Genomic DNA, 17,725 nt, shown 5'->3' on the forward strand with positions numbered 1-17,725 from the left:
TTGCTCGATCCGGACCTGACCCGGAACGGCGCCGGTCCGCCGGCGGCCGGGGACACGGACGCGGCAGAGACCTCCCGCCCCGGCGGGCGGGCGGGGCTGCTCGGCGCCTTGCGCCGGGCGCGCAACTTCGTGGCGTTCAAGAGCTTTTCCAGCCTCACCCGCCGGATCGTGCTGCTCAACCTCGCCGGCATGTGCGTGCTGGTGTCGGGCATTCTCTACCTCTCCGAATTCCGCGCCGGGCTGATCGACGCGCGGGTGCAGAGCCTGCTGGTGCAGGGGGAGATCATCGCCAGCGCCATCGCCGCCTCGGCGCAGGTGGAAACCAACGCCATCACCATTGATCCCGACCGGCTGCTGGAGCTGAAGGCGGGCGAGAGCTACGGCCCGGGCGAGGAGGGCTTCGCGCCGCTCGAATTTCCGATCAACCCGGAGCGCGTCGCCCCGGTGCTGAAGCGGCTGGTCGAGCCGACAGGCACGCGCGCGCGCATCTATGACCGCGACGGCGCGCTGCTGCTGGATTCCCGCTCGCTCTATGCGCGCGGCGAAATCCTGCGCTTCGACATGCCCGCCCCGACCACGCCCAAGCCGAACTGGATGGAGCGCGGCTGGAACAGCATGAAGTTCTGGTTCGAGCGCGGCGACCTGCCGCTCTACCGGGAACTCGGCCCGAATAACGGCAAGGGCTACCCGGCGGTGATCGAAGCGCTGCAGGGCCGCAAGGCGAGCGCGGTGCAGGTGAATGAGCGCGGGCAGGTGATCGTCTCCGTCGCCGTGCCTGTGCAGCGCTTCCGCGCCATTCTCGGCGCGCTGCTGCTCTCCACCCAGGGCGGCGAGATCGACGAGGCGGTGGCGGCGGAGCGCCTCGTCATCGTGCGGGTGTTCCTTGTCGCCATGGCGGTCATGATCGTGCTCTCGCTGCTGCTCGCGAGCACCATTGCCGGCCCGGTGCGCAAGCTCGCCGACGCGGCCGAGCGGGTGCGCCGGAGGACCCGCTCGCGGGTGGAGATTCCCGATTTCACCAGCCGTTCCGATGAGATCGGCCACCTCTCCGGCGCGCTGCGCGACATGACGGATGCGCTCTATTCGCGCATCGAGGCGATCGAGAGCTTCGCTGCCGATGTCTCGCATGAACTGAAGAACCCGCTCACCTCGCTGCGTTCCGCCGTCGAGACGCTGCCGCTGGCGAAGTCGGATGCCTCGCGCGGGCGGCTGCTGGAGGTGATCCAGCACGATGTGCGGCGACTCGACCGGCTGATCACCGACATTTCCGACGCCTCCCGCCTCGATGCCGAGCTGCAGCGGCAGGAATCCGAGCCGGTCGATCTGGTGCGCCTGCTCAACACCGTCACCGGCGTGCACAATGACGTGGTGCGCGGCGACGGGGTGCGGGTGACGCTGAATTTCGAACCGCCGCCCGGGGCCGGCGCCGGCTATGTCATTTCGGGGCACGATTCGCGGCTCGGGCAGGTGATCAACAACCTGATCGACAATGCCCGTTCCTTCTCCGCCAAGGGCGGGGAGGTGCGCGTCACCTGCCGGCGCAACCGCGACACGGTGGACATCTTCGTCGATGATGACGGGCCGGGCATTCCGCCGCATGCGCTGGGCCGCATCTTCGAGCGCTTCTATACCGACCGGCCGGAGGAACAGGGATTCGGCCAGAATTCTGGCCTCGGCCTGTCGATCTCGCGCCAGATCGTCGAGGCTCATGGTGGACGAATCTGGGCGGAGAACCGCCCGGCGGAGGCACGCCCGCCCGAGCCGCCGGCGAAGAAGCCGCGGGCCTCGCGCGCCAAAGCGAAGGTGGCGGCTCCCGAGGGCGCGGAGGTGGAAAGAGGCGAGGCCACGACGCCCCCGGCGAAGCCCTTTGCCGGCGCCCGCTTCATCGTCCGCCTGCCGGCGAGCTGAGAGACGGCGCGATGACGCAGGCGCACGAAGCCGCCGAGGTTTCCCCCACTGTGCACGCTTCCTGCGTCCGTGTCGGTGAGCGGGGGGTGCTGATCCGGGGAGGCTCGGGTGCGGGCAAGTCTCGCCTCGCCTTCGCGCTAATTCTCGCCGGGCGCGGCGGGCTGGCCCCGGGGGCGGAACTGGTGGCCGACGACCGGGTGCGGCTGCAGCGGCGCGGCGCGGCGTTGTTCGCTGCCGCGCCGCACAACCTCGCCGGGCTGATCGAGGTGCGCGGCGTCGGTCTGCGGCGGCTGCCTTTCGCCGTCGAGGCGCGGGTCGATCTCGTCGTCGATCTTGGTGCCGGGGATTCCGCCCGCCTGCCGCTGCCGTCGGCGCGGCGGGTGATGATCGAGGGGCTGGAAATCGAGCGATTGCCGTTATTGGCCGGGTGCGACGGGGTGCAGCAGGTCCTGGCGCTGCTGCTCACCGCGCCGGGGCCGGACTAGGCGTTCGCACCGGCCGCGAGGGGTGTCGAGGCACCAGCGCGGATTTTCCCAAGCGGTACTTGCCATTCGGGTGCAGCGCAACGATGATGTGCGCCCCGCAAAGGGGGCGGCGGGCGATCCTCGGACCATGCCTCCGGCACAAAGCATTGCAGTCGCGCCGGACCGGCGTGCGGCGGAGCAAGATGATAGGTCTCGTACTCGTAACGCACGGACGCCTTGCCAGCGAATTCCGCGCCGCGCTCGAACATGTAATGGGCAAGCAGTCGCAGATCGAGGCGATCACCATCGAGCCCGACGATGACATTGAGCGCCGGCGTCAGGACATTGTCGACGCGGTGGCCACGGTGAACACCGGCGGTGGCGTGGTGATCCTCACCGACATGTTCGGCGGCACGCCCTCCAATCTCGCCATCTCTGTGATGACATCGCCCGATATCGAGGTGGTCGCCGGCATCAACCTGCCGATGCTGGTCAAGCTCGCCACCGTACGCGGCGAAGTACCTATGGAAGAGGCGGTGGCGCAGGCCCAGGAGGCCGGCCGAAAATATATCAACATCGCCAGCCGGGTCCTGGCCGGGAAATGAGCGTGGCTATGGAAGCGCTGCGGCGCGAACTCGCCATCGTCAACAAGCGCGGCCTGCATGCGCGGGCGTCGGCCAAATTCGTGCAGACGGTCGAGCGCTTCGACGCCGAGGTGAGCGTCACCCGCGCCGGCGAGACGGTCGGCGGCGCCTCCATCATGGGACTGATGATGCTGGCCGCCGCGCCGGGCACGACGATCCTGGTCGAGGCGACCGGGCCAGAGGCCAAAGCGGCGATCGACGCGCTGGAGGCGCTGGTCGCCGACCGCTTCGGCGAAGGCGAGTAGGCGCGGTCCGCCCGGCGGCATCCGGTGCCGCAGCTCGCCCCGCCACCCATCCGAATGGCTCCGGACTGGAAGCGTCTGGCATGGCGCGGCCATCGTCGTGCCGGTAGAACCGGAACGACCCCTAGGTACAGCATACGACATAAAGACATCTTTATGTCGTTATTGCTGTGTCAGGCTCTAGCTGCTAAACCGCTTGCCGAACCCGCCACACCCGTCAGGATGACTTTCATGGCCATTGCCACCGACTACATCGTTAGGGACATCGGCCTCGCCGATTTCGGCCGCAAGGAAATCGACCTCGCCGAAACCGAAATGCCGGGGCTGATGGCCATCCGCGCGGAATACGGCCCCTCGCAGCCGCTGAAGGGCGCGCGCATCGCCGGCTCGCTGCACATGACCATCCAGACCGCGGTGCTGATCGAGACGCTGAAGGCGCTCGGCGCCGATGTGCGCTGGGTGTCGTGCAACATCTTCTCCACCCAGGACCACGCCGCTGCCGCCATCGCCGCCGGCGGCACGCCGGTCTTCGCCTTCAAGGGCGAGACCCTGACCGAGTACTGGGACTTCACCGCCAAGCTGTTCGACTGGCACGGCGCCAAGCCGGGCGAGACCCTGGTGCCGAACCTCATCCTCGATGATGGCGGCGACGCCACCATGCTGGTGCATTACGGCCTGCGCGCCGAGCAGGGCGACACCGGCTTCCTCGACCAGCCGGGTTCGGAAGAGGAAGAGATCTTCTTCGCCCTGATCAGGAAGCTGCTGGCGGAGAAGCCGAAGGGCTGGTTCGCGCAGGTCGCGGCCTCGATCAAGGGCGTGTCAGAAGAAACCACCACGGGCGTTCACCGGCTCTACAAGCTCGCCGAGCAGGGCAAGCTGCTGTTCCCGGCGATCAACGTCAATGACAGCGTCACCAAGTCGAAATTCGACAACCTCTATGGCTGCCGCGAATCGCTGGTCGATGCCATCCGCCGCGGCACCGACGTGATGCTGGCCGGCAAGGTCGCCTTCGTCGCCGGCTTCGGCGATGTCGGCAAGGGCTCGGCCGCCTCGCTGCGCCAGGCCGGCGCGCGCGTCATCGTCTCGGAAGTCGATCCGATCTGCGCGCTGCAGGCCTCGATGGAAGGCTATGAGGTGGCGACCATCGAGGACGCCTTCTCCCGCGCTGACATCTATGTCACCTGCACCGGCAACCGCGACATCATCACCGTCGACCATATGCGGCAGATGAAGGACCGGGCCATCGTCTGCAATATCGGCCATTTCGACAACGAGATTCAGGTCGCCGGCCTGAAGAACTTCAAGTGGACCAACATCAAGCCGCAGGTGGACGAGATCGAGTTCCCGAGCGGCAACCGCATCATCCTGCTCTCGGAAGGCCGGCTGGTGAATCTCGGTAACGCGATGGGTCATCCCTCCTTCGTGATGTCCTCCTCCTTCTCCAACCAGACGCTGGCGCAGATCGAACTCTGGGCGAATGTCGGCAAGTACGACAACAAGGTCTACACCTTGCCGAAGGTGCTCGACGAGAAGGTGGCGGCGCTGCACCTTGAAAAGCTCGGCGTGAAGCTGACCAAGCTGCGCCCCGAACAGGCCGACTATATCGGCGTGCCGGTGGAAGGCCCCTTCAAGCCCGACCATTACCGCTACTGATCACCTGCCTCCGTCATCCCGGACGGCCGCAAGGCCGATCCGGGATGACGTGCCATTCATGCTGCATGCGATCCCGGCTCTGCGCTGCGCTCGGCCGGGATGACGGCGTGGGTCCGCGGCATTGGTCTCGCTTCACAGCTCCTTTTGCACGAAGACGAGATCGAGCCGCCGGCCGAACTTGGTGCCGATGCCCGGCATGCGGCCGGTCTCGACAAAGCCGAGCCGGGCATGCAGGGCGAGCGAGGCGTCATTGCCGCCGGTGATGCCGCCGATCATCACCTTCTTGCCGAGCGCCCGCGCCGGGGCGAACAGCGCTTCCACCAGTGCCCGCCCGAGCCCGCGCCCGCGCGCGCTCTCCGCCACATAGACCGAATGCTCGACGCTGATGCGGAAACCCTCAAAGGGGCGGAAATCGCCGAAGCTGGCATAGCCGAGCACCTCGCCGCCTTCCGCCGCGACAATGACGGGATAGCCGCGGCCCTGCCGGTCGTGCAGCCAGGCGCGGCGCGCGGCGAGATCGGTCGGGGTGTCGTTCCAGATCGCGGTCGAGTTCAGCACCGCGTGATTATAGATGGCGAGAATGCCGGCGAGATCACCGTCCACCGCGTCGCGTAGCATTCTGATTCCCCCTGTCCTCGCGCCGGCCTTAATCCTGTGATTGGTAAGCCATGGCGGCGCGATGTCATCGAAATTGCACAGGCGGCGCTGGACTGCCGCGTGACGGCTCCCCATATCGCCACAGCGCGGAAGGACTGCGCCAGGAGGAAAGACCTACAGGATGAGCTCGACCGATCCGTTCGATCGCATGCGTTTCACCGTGCGCAAGGTGAGCTGGTGGCAGGTGGCGATCGTCATTGCCGTCGCGCTGGCGCTCGGCACGGCGCTGGCCCTCGTCGCGGCCAGCGTGTTCCTCGTGGTCTTCCCCATCATCGTGATCGCGGGCCTCGCCTATCGCCTGTTCGGCGGGCGGCGTCGCACCGGCGCCACGGGCGGCCCCGAGATCATCGAGGCCGAGTACCGGGTGCTGTCGCCCGAGGAAGCGGCTCGCGCCGACCGCGACCGCTGGGATTCCGACCGCCGGGTGCGCTAGCCGCGCAACCCGAGGCGTGGCGCCCCATGGCCGTGGCGTCACTTCTCCACGAAGGCCTTTTCGATCACGAAATCGCCCGGCTCGGTGGTCGAACCTTCCTCGAAGCCCCTCTCCTTCAGGATGACGCGCATATCGTCGAGCAATTGCGGGCTGCCGCACAGCATGACGCGGTCGTCTTCCTTGTCGAGGGGGGGCAGGCCGAGATCGGTGAACAGCTTGCCTGACGTGATGAGATCGGTGATGCGGCCCTGGTTGCGATAGGGCTCGCGCGTCACCGTGGGGTAATAGATGAGCTTCTCGCGCACCATGTCGCCGAAGAACTCGTTGTCCGGCAGTTCCTTCTCGATGAAGTCCTGATAGGCGAGTTCGCCGACCGTGCGCACGCCGTGCACCAGGATCACCTTTTCATAGGCCTCATAGGTCTCCGGGTCCTTGATCAGGCTCATGAACGGGGCGAGGCCGGTGCCGGTGGACAGAAGATACAGCCGGCGGCCGGGGACGAGATAATCCACCAGCAGCGTGCCCGTCGGCTTGCGTCCGACGATCACCTCGTCTCCCACTTTCAGATGCTGCAGCCGCGAGGTGAGCGGGCCGTTGGCCACCTTGATCGAGAAGAACTCCAGCGTCTCCTCATAATTGGCGCTGGCAATGGAATAGGCCCGCAGCAGCGGCTTGCCGTCGACCTGAAGCCCGATCATCACGAACTGGCCATTCTTGAACCGCAGCGCCGGGTCGCGCGTGGTGGTGAAGGTGAAGAGGTTGTCGGTCCAGTGGTGGACCGACAGCACGCGCTCTGTGTGGAGATTGCTCATTTACAATCCGTAAAAGTGAAAACTTCCAACAAACTGGAAGCTGATGTAATTCTTGGACCCCGTTTACTGCGCATTCGCGCCGGTGTCGACCCTCTCTCGCGCCGGCGGGGCTTGCGCATCGTCCACCGGCCGGGAAACCATGCGCCGCCGGCGCGGCCGGACCATGAGCAGGATCAAGGAGACCCCATGTTCAGCCACATCATTCTCGGCGCCCGCGATCTCGACCGGCTGACCGGCTTTTACGACGCGGTGTTGGCGCCGCTGGGGCTGGTGCGCGTCGACGAGCCCTCCGATGGCGGGCCGGCCGGCGCGATGTGGGTGATGCCGGGGAGCCGCTGGCCGCAATTCTTCGTGCAACTGCCGTTTAACGGCCTGCCGGCGAGCTGGGGCAATGGCACGCAGGTGAGCTTCGCCGCGCCTTCGCCGGCGGCGGTCGACGCGGCCTGGCGGGCGCTGGTGGAGAATGGCGGCTTCGACGAGGGCGCTCCGGGCCTGCGGCCGAACTACGCGCCCGATTATTACGGCGCCTATGGCCGCGACCCCGAGGGCAACAAGCTGTGCTTCGTGCATCTGGCCGAGCTGGAAGAGCTGACCGTTCGCGGCGGCGCCTGAAGCGGTGCGGCTGCCGGGCGGGCGGGGAGGTCAGGCGCCGTGGGTGGCGCTGCGGCGCTCCTCCGCCCGCGCCGCCTCGGCCCGGCGCACAACGGCTTCGAGCCGTTCGCCGGGGCTGCTGGTGGCGTGACCGAGCGACAGGCTGAGCGTGCTGGCGGAATAGAACTGGTTGTTGAGCGCGGCCAGTTCGCGGATGTTTTCCATCACGGAATGGCCGACTTCGGCATCAGTGCCGGGCAGGAGGACCACGAACTCATTGCCGGCGACGCGCGCCGCGCAGTGCTGCGGGTCCACCGCCTTGGCGATGATCTCGCCGGCGCGGCGCAGCAGCATGTCGCCTGCCGCCTGGCCAAGCTGCTCGTTGACGCGCCGCAGGCCGTTGAGATGGATCGAAATGACGGTGACCGGGAACGGCCCGCGCCGCTCCAGCCGGTTCAGTTCATCGACATAGAAGGTGCGGTTGTGGAGCTTTGTCAGCACATCGTGCCGGCCGAGATATTCTAGATAGGCTTCGGCTTTCTTGCGTGCGGTGATGTCGGTCAGCGCCACCTGTACCAGTGACCAGTCGCCCTCATGCCCGGGTAGTACCGAAAACTGCAGATGCACATGCAGCATCTCGCCGGACAGGGTGTAGTTCACCACCTCGCGCGTGTGGAACAGCCGGCCGTTCCACAATTCGATGAGCTGCTCGCGGAAATGCCGATGCATCTCGCTGCGGAAAATCTCCGCCGTGTTCTCGACCAGCTCGGCGGTGCTGGCGGCGCCGAACATCTCAAGCGTGTGGCGATTGACCTCGATCACACGGATTTCGCTGAGACAGCGCTCGACGAATTCCGGATGCACATCGGTGAACACGCGGAAATCCTCGATGCCGCGCGAACGCAGATCGTCCATCAACTGCTTGATGGTCGAGAAATCCTCGACCCACAGCGACACCGGCGAGTGCTGGAACAGGCCGGTCGCGTAGCGCTCGGCATTGGCGGCCTGGCGGCGCGCGGTTTCCCGCGCGGTGACATCTTCGGCGGAAAGCAGGACGCGGCCGAGGCTCTCTTCATGACCGGGCAGGACGACGCCCTTGAGCTGGATGTCGAGCCGCTGACCGCTCAACGTGTAGTTGACCGCCTGGCTGGCGAAGCTGGTATGCCCGTCCCAGAGCTGCGACAGTTCCTCGACATGGGTGACGAGCATGTCGTCGCGGAACACCTTGTCGAGATTGGCGACGAGATGCGGCAGGCTGGTCGCCTCGAACAGGCTGAGCGTGCGCTGGTTCACCTTGAGAACCTTGATGCGCGCCGAACATTCCTTCACCCGGTCCGGGCGCCCGCGCAGATGATCGCGCAGCGAGGTCACGCCCTCGGCCCGCCAGCGCTCGAACAGCGCGCGCACCCCGCTGAAATCCTCCAGCCACAGCGAGATCGGCGCCAGTTCGAACATGGCCCCGTCCTCACCCCGTTCGTCGCGGGCGGCGAGACGCGGCTCCAGCGGAGACACGCTCGATTTGTTCGGCTTCATCGCGCGGTACCGACCGGTGTGACGGGGAGGTTCAGGAAGCTGTGGCATGAGTAACCTGACGCATTCCGGGCCGTGGGTGGGGGTAAGATAAGGCCGATCACCCCGATTTGGCGGAATTAGGCGAGTTTCACGCGGTCTGCAACCGGCAATAATGAACAGGCGGGTGCGGAGGGCCCCCCGGCCGCCTCATCGACGCCCGTATGGCTTCCGGCCGGCCGGGGCGGCAAGGCGTGGGCGGCACCGCCGGGGCTGTACCGTCCCTCAGTATCTTATATCTTCCTATAACCGCGGAGCCCCCTCCGCGAGCCGGGTTCAGGTGTGGCATGAGCGATATTGTCTGTATTTCGCCGATTGACGGTCAGGAATTGGCGCGCCGTCCGGCGGCCTCCGAGGCGGAGCTGGCGCGGGCGGTGAGCGAGGCGCGCGCGGCGCAGCGGGAATGGCGGCGGGTGCCGATCCATGAGCGCGCCGGCCATGTGCTGCGCTTTCTCGACGCCATGCTGGCGATGAACCAGGAGATCGTGCCGGAACTGGCGCAACAAATGGGCCGTCCCGTGCGCTATGGCGGCGAGTTCGGCGGCTTCGAGGAGCGGGTGCGCTATGTCGTCGACATGGCGGAGGAGGCGCTGGCGCCGGTGATCCCGCATGACGACCGGCCGGGCTTCACCCGCTACATCAAGCGCGATCCGCTCGGGATCGTACTGGTGGTGGCGCCGTGGAACTATCCCTATCTCACCGCCGTCAATACCATCGCCCCGGCGCTGATCGCCGGCAACGCCGTGCTGCTCAAACATGCGGCGCAGACCATTCTGGTCGGCGAGCGGTTCCAGATGGCGATGGACCGCGCCGGACTGCCCAAGGGGCTGTTCGCCAATCTCGTGCTCACCCATGAGCAGACCTCGCGGCTGATCGGCGCGGGAGCGGTCGATTTTGTCAACTTCACCGGCTCGGTGGAAGGCGGGCGCGCCATCGAGCGGGCGGCAGCGGGCACATTCACCCCGCTGGGGCTGGAGCTTGGCGGCAAGGACCCCGCCTATGTGCGCGCCGATGCCGATCTTGATTTCGCGGTGGGCAATCTGGTCGACGGCGCCTTCTACAATTCCGGCCAGTGCTGCTGCGGCATCGAGCGCATCTATGTGCATGAGAGCCTCTATGACCGCTTTGTCGACGGCTTCGTTGACCTGACCTCGCGCTATGTGCTGGGCAATCCGCTGGACGAGGCGACGACGCTGGGACCGATGGCGCAGAAGCGCTTCGCCGACCTCATTCGCGGCCAGATCCGCGAGGCGGTGGACAAGGGCGCGAAGGCCCATATCGACCCCGCCGGCTTCCCGGCGGACAAGGAGGGCACGCCCTATCTCGCGCCGCAGGTGCTGACCGGCGTCGACCACACCATGTCGGTGATGCGCGAGGAAAGTTTCGGTCCGGTGGTCGGCATCATGAAGGTGAAGGACGACGCGCAGGCGCTGGCGCTGATGAATGACAGCATTTACGGCCTCACCGCCTCGGTGTGGACAAAGGACCTCGACGTCGCCGAGCGGCTGGGCGAGGAGATCGAGACCGGCACGGTGTTCATGAATCGCTGCGATTATCTCGATCCCGGCCTCGCCTGGACCGGGGTGAAGGACACCGGGCGCGGGGCCTCGCTCTCGCGCATCGGCTTCGAGATGCTCACGCGGCCGAAATCCTTCCATCTGCGCCACGGCTGAGCGGGCCGTAGCGCCGGGCGGCCTCGATGGCGAGGCCGGTGCCGACCGAGCCGAATGTGTCGCCCTCCACCACCCGCGCCTGAGGCACGGCGGCGCGGATGGCGGCGCGCACATGGGCGAGCCGCGTCGAGCCGCCGGTGAGGAACAGCGCGTCGATACCCCCCGCCGCCAGCCCCGCCTGAGCGAGGCAGAGGCCGACGCGGCGGGCGATGCGCTCGGCAAGCGCCTGTGTGTGGGCGACGAGTTCCGCCGGGGTCAACCCGACGGCCAGCCCGGCTTCCAGCCAGCCCAGCTCGATGCGCGTCTCTTCCGCCTCGGCAAGGGCGATCTTGGCGGCTTCCGCCTCCATCGCCAGCGTGTGGCCGCGCTGCTCCTCGATGACGCGGATCAGCCGTTCCACGCGGTGCGGCTCGGCCGCCTCGCGCCGCACCTCGTGAAGCTCGCGCAGGGTCTTCTGGGTGTAGAGCCTGTTGATGCTCGACCAGGTCGCGAGTTCATGGAAATAGCCGCTCGGCACGTCGCGGCCGGCCCGCTTCATCGGGCTGCGGAAGCCGAGCAGCGGCATCAGCGTGCCAAGGCTGAGGGTGCGGTCGAAATCGGTGCCGCCGATGCGCACGCCGTCATTGGCGAGGATGTCGTCGCTGCGATCCGCCCGCGCCCGGCGGGCGGGGCCGAGCCTGACGATGGAGAAATCCGAGGTGCCGCCGCCAATATCGGCGATGAGCGCGATTTCCTCGGCCTTTGTCTGCTGCTCATAATCGAGCGCGGCGGCGATGGGCTCGAACTGGGTGGAGACCTCGGCGAAGCCGATGTCCGCGGCGATGGCGCGCAGCGTGTCCTCGGCCTTGGCATTCGCCGCTGCGTCGTCGTCGACGAAGAATACCGGCCGCCCGAGCACGACGTGGGTGAGCGCGGCGCCGGCATCAGCTTGCGCCCGCGTCTTCACCACGGTGAGATAGTCGGCGATCACCTCGCGAAAGCCGATGGCGCGCCGTCCGATCTGCGTCTTTTCTTCGATCAGCGCGCTGCCCAGAACCGCCTTGAGCGCACGCATCAGCCGCCCGTCATCGCCCTCGACATAGCGCGCCAAAGCGGTGCGGCCGATGGCGAGATGGCCCTGCCGGTCGTAGAACACGGCGCTCGGCACGGTGGTCTTGTCCGCTTCCAGCGCGGCAAGGACCGGCCCGCCGTCGCGCCAGAAGGCGAGGGTGGTGTTGGAGGTGCCGAAATCGAGGCCGCACGACATCATGGGAAGGCTCCCGCCGGAAGGGGCGCCTTCCCTAGAGGCTTCGCCCGCCCGCTTCAACTGACATGATGTTGACGCCGCCGGCCGGAGAGGCCACAGCTTGACGACACTCGGGGAGAAAGCCGCGCCATGACCTTGCACAATTGGACGATGAAGCACTCGATCGCCGTGGTGGTCATCACGCTGGTGGCTGTCGGCGCCTTCCTGTTTAGCTGGACCTGACGCCCGCCGCCGCTGTGCGGCCACGGGCGTGCAGACCGGGTTCTGGCCCAGGTTCTGGCCAATGTCACATTCCGTGCCTATGTGAAGGCCTGGGCCCGATCGGGGCCTGATCCGACGGGCGCCGCGTGCGTTCCCGGTCGCCGGTTTCCGGGAGGAGTGTCGCCCGCCGTGCTGTCTCTACCGCCTACCGACGAGCGTGCCGACGCGCAGCCGAGCGCCGAGCCGGATGCGACGCTTCGCCTCTCCGAGGTGCTGAATGGCATTGCGGCGGACGAGACGCGCGAGCGCATCGCCGTGGGCGACCTGCTGAAGGTGATGCAGGAGCGGGCCTTCGGGCCGCTGATGCTGATCTTCGCCCTGCCCAATGTGCTGCCGACCCCGCCCGGCACCTCCTCTGTGCTCGGCGCGCCGCTGGTGTTTCTCACCGCGCAGCTTGCGCTGGGCTGGTCGCCCTGGCTGCCGCCGCTCATCGCCCGCCGCTCCATCGCCCGCAAGGACTTCGCCGTGTTCGTCGGCAAGGCGACGCCCTGGCTCGCCCGCGCGGAAAAGCTGCTGCGGCCGAGGCTTGGCACGCTGGCGCATCCGCCGGCGGAGAACATCGTCGGCGTGATGTGCTTCGTGCTGGCACTGATTCTGGTGCTGCCGATCCCGCTCGGCAACATGCTGCCGGCGCTGGCGATCAGCGTGCTCGCGCTCGGCATTCTGGAGCGCGACGGCGTATGGATTCTGGCCGGCATGGGCATCGCCGTCGCCTCGCTCGGCGTCGTTTCCGGCGTGATCTGGGCCTTCATCAAGGCCGGCCTGTACCTGCTGCACCAGCTCATCGCCTGAGCCGCCGGCCATCCGGTCGGGTCAGCCCTGGGCGCGGGCTGCTTCCAGCGCGCGGGTCAGCATGTCCAGGCACTCATGCGCCTGCTCCTGCCCGCTCACATCGCCGCGCAGCCGGAAGGCGATGTCGCGCAGGTCGCGTATGGCCACGTCGACGGCGGTGATGAGGTCAAGGTCGAGCGCGTCCTCGCTCTCGGGTGCAGCGACGCGGACGGGGAACGGAACGACGTTACTCATGCGACTTCAGGACTCGTGTTCGGGCGAATCGCCTTGGCGTTTATCCCCCGAAACATGCACGCAATTGGTTAATGACCCGCTCTCGGGTACCGGCTGGAGCCTATGAATGCCGTGAGGAGAGGATATACAGTCAAGATGCATACAATATGATATTGTATTGACATTGTATGCGCTGCTTCTATTTCTTGACTGCAACGTCGCGTGCCGCCGGTGCGTGGGCGTGCAGGAGTGCCGCCATGTCCTTCCGTGCTTCCCCCGTTCGTGCGTCCACCGTGCCGATGTCTTCCGTCCGCCTGCCCTCCGTGCCAGTGGCCGACCGCCATTATCCCAGGCTCTCGCCCTTCCAGTGCGGCATGCGCGGCTGCTGCCCGCGCTGCGGTCAAGGCCGGCTGTTTGACGGCTTTCTCAAGCTGGCGCCCGGCTGCGAGGCCTGCGGGCTGGACTATTCCTTCGCCGATCCGGCGGACGGTCCGGCCTTCTTCGTCATCTGCTTCGTCTGCGTGCCGGCGGTGATCTTCGGCCTGTGGCTGGAAGTGGCGTTCCAGGCACCCTATTGGGTGCATCTGGTCACAACCCTGCCGGTGCTGCTCCTTACCTGCATCCCGCCGCTGCGCCCGCTCAAGGGTTGGCTGGTGGCGAGCCAGTATTACTACAAGGCCGAAGAGGGGCGCCTCGTCACATCCGAGTCGCCCGAACCCGGCGCCGCCGCTCGCGACTGACGCTTCCGCTATCTGATCGGCGCCGGCGCGGTCTCGTGGAAGCGGGCGGGGCGGACGCCGGCGCGTTCCAGATCCTCGCCACAGGCCTCGGAGCGGAAATAGGCGAGTTCGCGCTCGCGCGGCTCCAAGAGCGGGTCGAGCCGGCGCAACTCGTCATCGACGCGGCCGGGATGGCAATGCACCAGCACCCGCTCGCCGGGGCCGGCAAGGCTGGCCCGGAACACCTCGCGATAAGGCGGGGTGTCGGTGAAACCGTAAAGGCCACGAAAACTGTCATTGCTGGCGATGCCGGCCTTGGCCGCACGCGGGGCGCTGCCAGAGGCGAGGGTGCCGACGATGAGCGCCTTGCGCAGGCCGAGCCGGCGCCGGTGCGCCCAGGCGAGGGGCTCGGTGCAGTTGCGCAGCCAGGGCGGGCGCGCGCCGTAGCGCGCCACCAGCTCAGCGATGAGGATGCCGCGCACACCCGGCAGCGCATGGGCATGCTGGTGCCCGTCAATGAAATCGGGCGGCGCGCCCCATTCGTCCTCGAAGGCGTCGAGCTGGGCGCGCAATTCGTCCCGCAGCGCCTGTTGCGGCAGGGCTCCGGCTACCGCCCGCAGCACCAAATGGCCGATCTCCGGCAGGCGCCCGTCCTGCGCCAGCCCCCTGGCCGGGGAGAGGGCCCGCTGGCCGGTGAGGGTGAAATGCAGGCCGATATCGGCGGGATGGCGCGCCACCAGCGCCTTGAGCCCGGCAGCCCGCCGCTTCCAGCCCGGTAGTCCGGTCATCGCGCCGGTGGCGGAGAGCCGGCCGTGCTCGATCAGTTCCTCGATCGCGGTGCTGACGCCATCGCTCAGCCCGTAATCGTCGGCGCAGATGACAATCGGTTTCAGAATGCTTCCCCTCGTGCCGCTGACAAACAAAAATCGCAATCGGTGCCTACCTCAATGCAAGCCTCGCGAAAGTCAGCGTGTATTTACTGTGGGTAAGGCGATTACCTCAGGTAAACATCGCCGGCAACGGGGTCGCAATCAAGTAAAATCAGCTTGAAATCATCATGACAGCTTCTCCTAGGTGGCCGAGCCTGATCTCGATCGTGGTGCCGGTGTATAATGAGGCGCGCTGCCTGGCGGCGCTGCACGCGCGGCTATGCGCGGTGCTCGACGCCTATCCCGGCCTGCAGCGGGAGTTCGTCTTCGTCGACGATGGCAGCCGGGACGGCAGCTTCGAGCTGCTGGCGGCGCTGGGCGCGCAGGATCCCGCCATCAAGGCGCTGCGCTTCGCCCGCAATTTCGGCAAGGAATCGGCGATGGCGGCCGGGCTGCGGGCGGCGGTGGGCGACATCGTGGTGCTGATGGATTCCGACCTGCAGCACCCGCCGGAGGTCATCCCCGAAATGATCGAACGCTGGCGAACCGGCGCGCAGATGGTGACGGCCGTGCGCCGTTCGCGCCATACCGATCCCTTGGGGCGGCGCCTGTTCTCGCGCGGCTTCTATCATTTCTTCCACGCGCTCTGCGAGGTCGAAATCCCGGAAGGGGCGGGCGATTTCCGCCTGTTCGACCGCCGCGTGGTCGACGCCATCAACGCCCTGCCCGAGCGCAACCGCTTCATGAAGGGCATCACCAGTTGGGTCGGCTTCCGCCAGGAGGAGGTCGATTTCGAAGTGGCCGAACGCGCGGGCGGGGTGAGTTCGTTCAACACGCTGCGGCTGCTGCGCTATGCCGTCGACGGGCTGTCCTCCTTCTCCATGGTGCCGCTGCGTGTGTGGTCGCTGGCCGGCGTGATACTGGCCGGCATTTCGGGCCTTTACGGCCTGTATTTGCTGGGCGAAACGCTGGTCTACGGGGTGCGCACCCCGGGCTTCCCGACTATCATGGTCAGCCTGCTGTTCGTCTCCGGGGTGCAATTGATCAGCCTGGGCGTCATTGGCGAATATGTCGGGCGCATCTTCACCGAGGTGAAGCGCCGGCCGCTCTACCTCATTGCCGACGAGATCGGTTTCGCTCCGCCCACCGCCTTGCCGGCGGCTGCGCTGCGGGCCGAGATGCGGACGGCGCCCGCTTTGGTGCCCGAGGGTTTTGCTTCGTGAGCCTCGCTTCTTCCGATCGCGCCCCCCGGAGCCTGGCTCTGGAGGCCGGCTCCCTTTCGCTGGTGCGCCTTGGCAGCCTCGCCGTGTTCGCGGCGGTGGCGGTCTTCATCGTGCTGACCTTCCGCGATTACGGCATCAGCAATGACGAGCCGGTCCAGCACACCTATGGCCAGTTGCTGCTGGCCTGGTATGCGAGCGGTTTCACTGACGAGCGCGCCTTCCACTATATCAACCTCTATCTCTATGGCGGGCTGTTCGACCTGATCGCGGCCGGCTTGGAGCCCTATGTGCCGCTGCCGCTCTATGAGTGGCGCCATCTGCTGTCCGCCGGTTTCGGCTTTGTCGGCCTGATTGGCACATGGCGGCTGGCGACGCGCCTTGGCGGCGAGGGGGCGGGCGTGGTGGCGGTGCTGCTGCTGGCTGTCACCGGCATGTATGGCGGGGCGATGTTCACCCACACCAAGGACGTGCCCTTTGCCGCCGCCATGGTGTGGAGCCTGTATTTCATCACCGCCTTCGCGGGCGAACTGCCGGCCCGGCCGCGCTGGCGCACCGTGCTCGGCCTCGGCGTGGCGATCGGCTGCGCGCTGGGGCTGCGGGTCGGCGGGGTGTTCGCGGTTCTCTATCTCGCCGTTACTCTCGGAGCGGCGATGCTGCTGCTGCGCGACATCCGCCTGCCGCTGCGTCTGCTGCCCCGGCTGATGGTGGCCGGCCTCATCGCGCTCACCCTGATGGCGGCGACCTGGCCCTGGTCGGTGCTTCCCCCGACCAACCTGTTCAAGGCAATGGGCGCCTTCAGCCATTTCAGCTTCGATCTCAAGACGCTGATCAACGGCCAGTTGCTGCCGATCGACCAGTTGCCGGCGACCTACATGCCGGAATATCTCGTTATCAAGTTGCCGGAAGTGACGCTGTTCGGCCTGCTGGCCGGGCTGGTGCTGGCGATGTCGGCGCTGGTGGCACGACTGCGTTCGCCGCGGGGTCGGGCGGGTGTGGCGGGGCAGAAGGTGCTCGTCGCCCTGCCCCTGGGGCTGGCCATCCTCGTGCCGGTCACGGTCGCGGTGCTGACCGATCCGCCGCTCTATAATGGAATCCGCCATTTTCTTTTCGTGCTGCCGCCGGTGACGGTGCTGGCGGCGCTGGGGCTGGTGGGAGCCTTTCAGGCGCTGCGCCGGCGCGCTCGGCTGGCGGGGGCGGGCTTCGCCCTGGCGGCGCTGGGGCTGTTCCTGTTCAACGCCTCGGTGCTGTGGCGGCTGCACCCTTACGAATATGTCGCCTATAACCAGATGGTCGGCGGCACCTCGGGCGCCTGGGGGCGCTTTGAGGGCGATTACTGGTCGTCGAGCCTGCGCGAAGCGGCGCTGACCCTGCGCCATGGCGTCGAGCGCGAGAAGCCGCCAGCGCATCCCTACAAGGTCTCCGTCTGTGCCGAGGATGTGCAGGCGCTGACTTATCTCGGGCCGCAATTCGAGGCGGTGGAGGAATGGGAGGATGCCGATTTCATCCTGACCGCGTTCAATGTCGGCTGCGACGCGGCGCCGGGCCTGCCCTATGCGACGGTGAGCCGCATGGGCATAGCCTTCGCTACGGTGCGTGACCAGCGGCTGCGGCACATGCCTGTGGAGGTGCCGGACCGGGACGATGACGGGCCGGACCTCGACGCGCCCGTCGTGTCGCAGAAGGATGGCGGGGCGGTGCCTGCCGCCGGCGCGCCGGCCGGTGCTCTGGTCGCCAAAGCCAAGCCGTGAGGGCGCGC

Annotated in this window: 18 protein-coding genes; 12 read left to right on the forward strand and 6 right to left on the reverse strand. The window is 67.2% G+C overall.

Translation table 11 applies throughout. From position 1 onward, the window contains the following. The 5 genes from AAC979_RS20055 to ahcY all read left to right on the forward strand — a co-directional run bounded on the left by AAC979_RS20055 (position 1) and on the right by ahcY (position 4,911). Positions 1–1,908, forward strand: a complete 1,908-nt coding sequence (locus AAC979_RS20055) for a stimulus-sensing domain-containing protein (protein WP_371348646.1) — start codon at positions 1–3, stop codon at positions 1,906–1,908. Positions 1,909–1,919: 11 nt separating this feature from the next. After that, complete coding sequence (locus tag AAC979_RS20060) at positions 1,920–2,393, forward strand: HPr kinase/phosphorylase (RefSeq protein WP_371348647.1); 474 nt, start codon at positions 1,920–1,922, stop codon at positions 2,391–2,393. A gap of 182 nt (positions 2,394–2,575) precedes the next feature. Next, complete coding sequence (locus AAC979_RS20065) at positions 2,576–2,977, forward strand: PTS sugar transporter subunit IIA (protein ID WP_371348648.1); 402 nt, start codon at positions 2,576–2,578, stop codon at positions 2,975–2,977. Then, complete coding sequence (locus AAC979_RS20070; protein ID WP_371348649.1) at positions 2,974–3,261, forward strand: HPr family phosphocarrier protein; 288 nt, start codon at positions 2,974–2,976, stop codon at positions 3,259–3,261. The genes AAC979_RS20065 and AAC979_RS20070 overlap by 4 nt, the downstream gene beginning before the upstream one ends. Before the next feature lie 228 nt (positions 3,262–3,489). Further along, a complete protein-coding gene (gene ahcY, locus AAC979_RS20075) occupies positions 3,490–4,911 on the forward strand; it encodes an adenosylhomocysteinase (RefSeq protein WP_371348650.1) in 1,422 nt (473 codons plus the stop codon). Between the two features lie 132 nt (positions 4,912–5,043). Here ahcY and AAC979_RS20080 read toward each other — a convergent pair whose 3' ends face one another. Then, complete coding sequence (locus AAC979_RS20080; protein ID WP_371348651.1) at positions 5,044–5,529, reverse strand: N-acetyltransferase family protein; 486 nt, start codon at positions 5,527–5,529, stop codon at positions 5,044–5,046. Positions 5,530–5,689: 160 nt separating this feature from the next. Between AAC979_RS20080 and AAC979_RS20085 the strand changes: the two genes are divergently transcribed. Further along, positions 5,690–6,001, forward strand: coding sequence for a hypothetical protein (locus AAC979_RS20085; protein WP_371348652.1), 312 nt, complete (start codon positions 5,690–5,692; stop codon positions 5,999–6,001). Between the two features lie 38 nt (positions 6,002–6,039). On the opposite strand, the gene AAC979_RS20090 is transcribed toward AAC979_RS20085, so the two are convergent. Further along, the gene (locus AAC979_RS20090) at positions 6,040–6,813 is read right to left on the reverse strand and encodes a ferredoxin--NADP reductase (RefSeq protein ID WP_371348653.1); all 774 of its coding nucleotides are present in this window, start codon (positions 6,811–6,813) and stop codon (positions 6,040–6,042) included. 186 nt (positions 6,814–6,999) lie between these two features. Here AAC979_RS20090 and AAC979_RS20095 point away from each other — a divergent pair, with 186 nt between their 5' ends. After that, positions 7,000–7,425 carry a VOC family protein gene (locus AAC979_RS20095; RefSeq protein WP_371348654.1) on the forward strand — a complete coding sequence of 142 codons (426 nt, stop codon included), beginning with the start codon at positions 7,000–7,002 and terminating at the stop codon, positions 7,423–7,425. 30 nt (positions 7,426–7,455) lie between these two features. Here the strand turns inward: AAC979_RS20095 and AAC979_RS20100 are convergent, their stop codons facing one another. Beyond that, positions 7,456–8,937 (reverse strand): diguanylate cyclase domain-containing protein, encoded by a 1,482-nt coding sequence (locus tag AAC979_RS20100; protein ID WP_371348656.1) that lies wholly within the window; start codon positions 8,935–8,937, stop codon positions 7,456–7,458. 323 nt (positions 8,938–9,260) lie between these two features. Between AAC979_RS20100 and AAC979_RS20105 the strand changes: the two genes are divergently transcribed. Further along, the gene (locus tag AAC979_RS20105) at positions 9,261–10,646 is read left to right on the forward strand and encodes an aldehyde dehydrogenase family protein (RefSeq protein ID WP_371348657.1); all 1,386 of its coding nucleotides are present in this window, start codon (positions 9,261–9,263) and stop codon (positions 10,644–10,646) included. Here the strand turns inward: AAC979_RS20105 and AAC979_RS20110 are convergent. Beyond that, entirely contained in the window at positions 10,609–11,895 is a 1,287-nt protein-coding gene (locus AAC979_RS20110; protein ID WP_371348658.1) for an Hsp70 family protein, read from the reverse strand. The two genes, AAC979_RS20105 and AAC979_RS20110, sit on opposite strands and share 38 nt — an antisense overlap. A gap of 387 nt (positions 11,896–12,282) precedes the next feature. Between AAC979_RS20110 and AAC979_RS20115 the strand changes: the two genes are divergently transcribed. Beyond that, complete coding sequence (locus tag AAC979_RS20115; RefSeq protein ID WP_371348659.1) at positions 12,283–12,945, forward strand: exopolysaccharide biosynthesis protein; 663 nt, start codon at positions 12,283–12,285, stop codon at positions 12,943–12,945. Between the two features lie 21 nt (positions 12,946–12,966). Here the strand turns inward: AAC979_RS20115 and AAC979_RS20120 are convergent, their stop codons facing one another. After that, the gene (locus AAC979_RS20120; RefSeq protein ID WP_371348660.1) at positions 12,967–13,179 is read right to left on the reverse strand and encodes a hypothetical protein; all 213 of its coding nucleotides are present in this window, start codon (positions 13,177–13,179) and stop codon (positions 12,967–12,969) included. Between the two features lie 278 nt (positions 13,180–13,457). Between AAC979_RS20120 and AAC979_RS20125 the strand changes: the two genes are divergently transcribed. Further along, entirely contained in the window at positions 13,458–13,898 is a 441-nt protein-coding gene (locus AAC979_RS20125; RefSeq protein ID WP_371349107.1) for a DUF983 domain-containing protein, read from the forward strand. 8 nt (positions 13,899–13,906) lie between these two features. Here the strand turns inward: AAC979_RS20125 and AAC979_RS20130 are convergent, their stop codons facing one another. Further along, on the reverse strand, positions 13,907–14,809 hold the full coding sequence (locus tag AAC979_RS20130) for a ChbG/HpnK family deacetylase (protein ID WP_371348661.1): 903 nt from the start codon (positions 14,807–14,809) through the stop codon (positions 13,907–13,909). Positions 14,810–14,931: 122 nt separating this feature from the next. On the opposite strand from AAC979_RS20130, the gene AAC979_RS20135 reads away from it, so the two are divergent. Together AAC979_RS20135 and AAC979_RS20140 are read left to right on the forward strand one after the other, a co-directional pair. Next, positions 14,932–15,969 carry a glycosyltransferase family 2 protein gene (locus AAC979_RS20135; RefSeq protein WP_371349108.1) on the forward strand — a complete coding sequence of 346 codons (1,038 nt, stop codon included), beginning with the start codon at positions 14,932–14,934 and terminating at the stop codon, positions 15,967–15,969. Next, positions 15,966–17,717, forward strand: coding sequence for an ArnT family glycosyltransferase (locus tag AAC979_RS20140; protein WP_371348663.1), 1,752 nt, complete (start codon positions 15,966–15,968; stop codon positions 17,715–17,717). The genes AAC979_RS20135 and AAC979_RS20140 overlap by 4 nt, the downstream gene beginning before the upstream one ends. The last annotated feature ends 8 nt before the right edge of the window (positions 17,718–17,725 follow it).

It is taken from the genome of Ancylobacter sp. IITR112 (genome assembly GCF_041415945.1).
GTDB lineage: Bacteria > Pseudomonadota > Alphaproteobacteria > Rhizobiales > Xanthobacteraceae > Ancylobacter.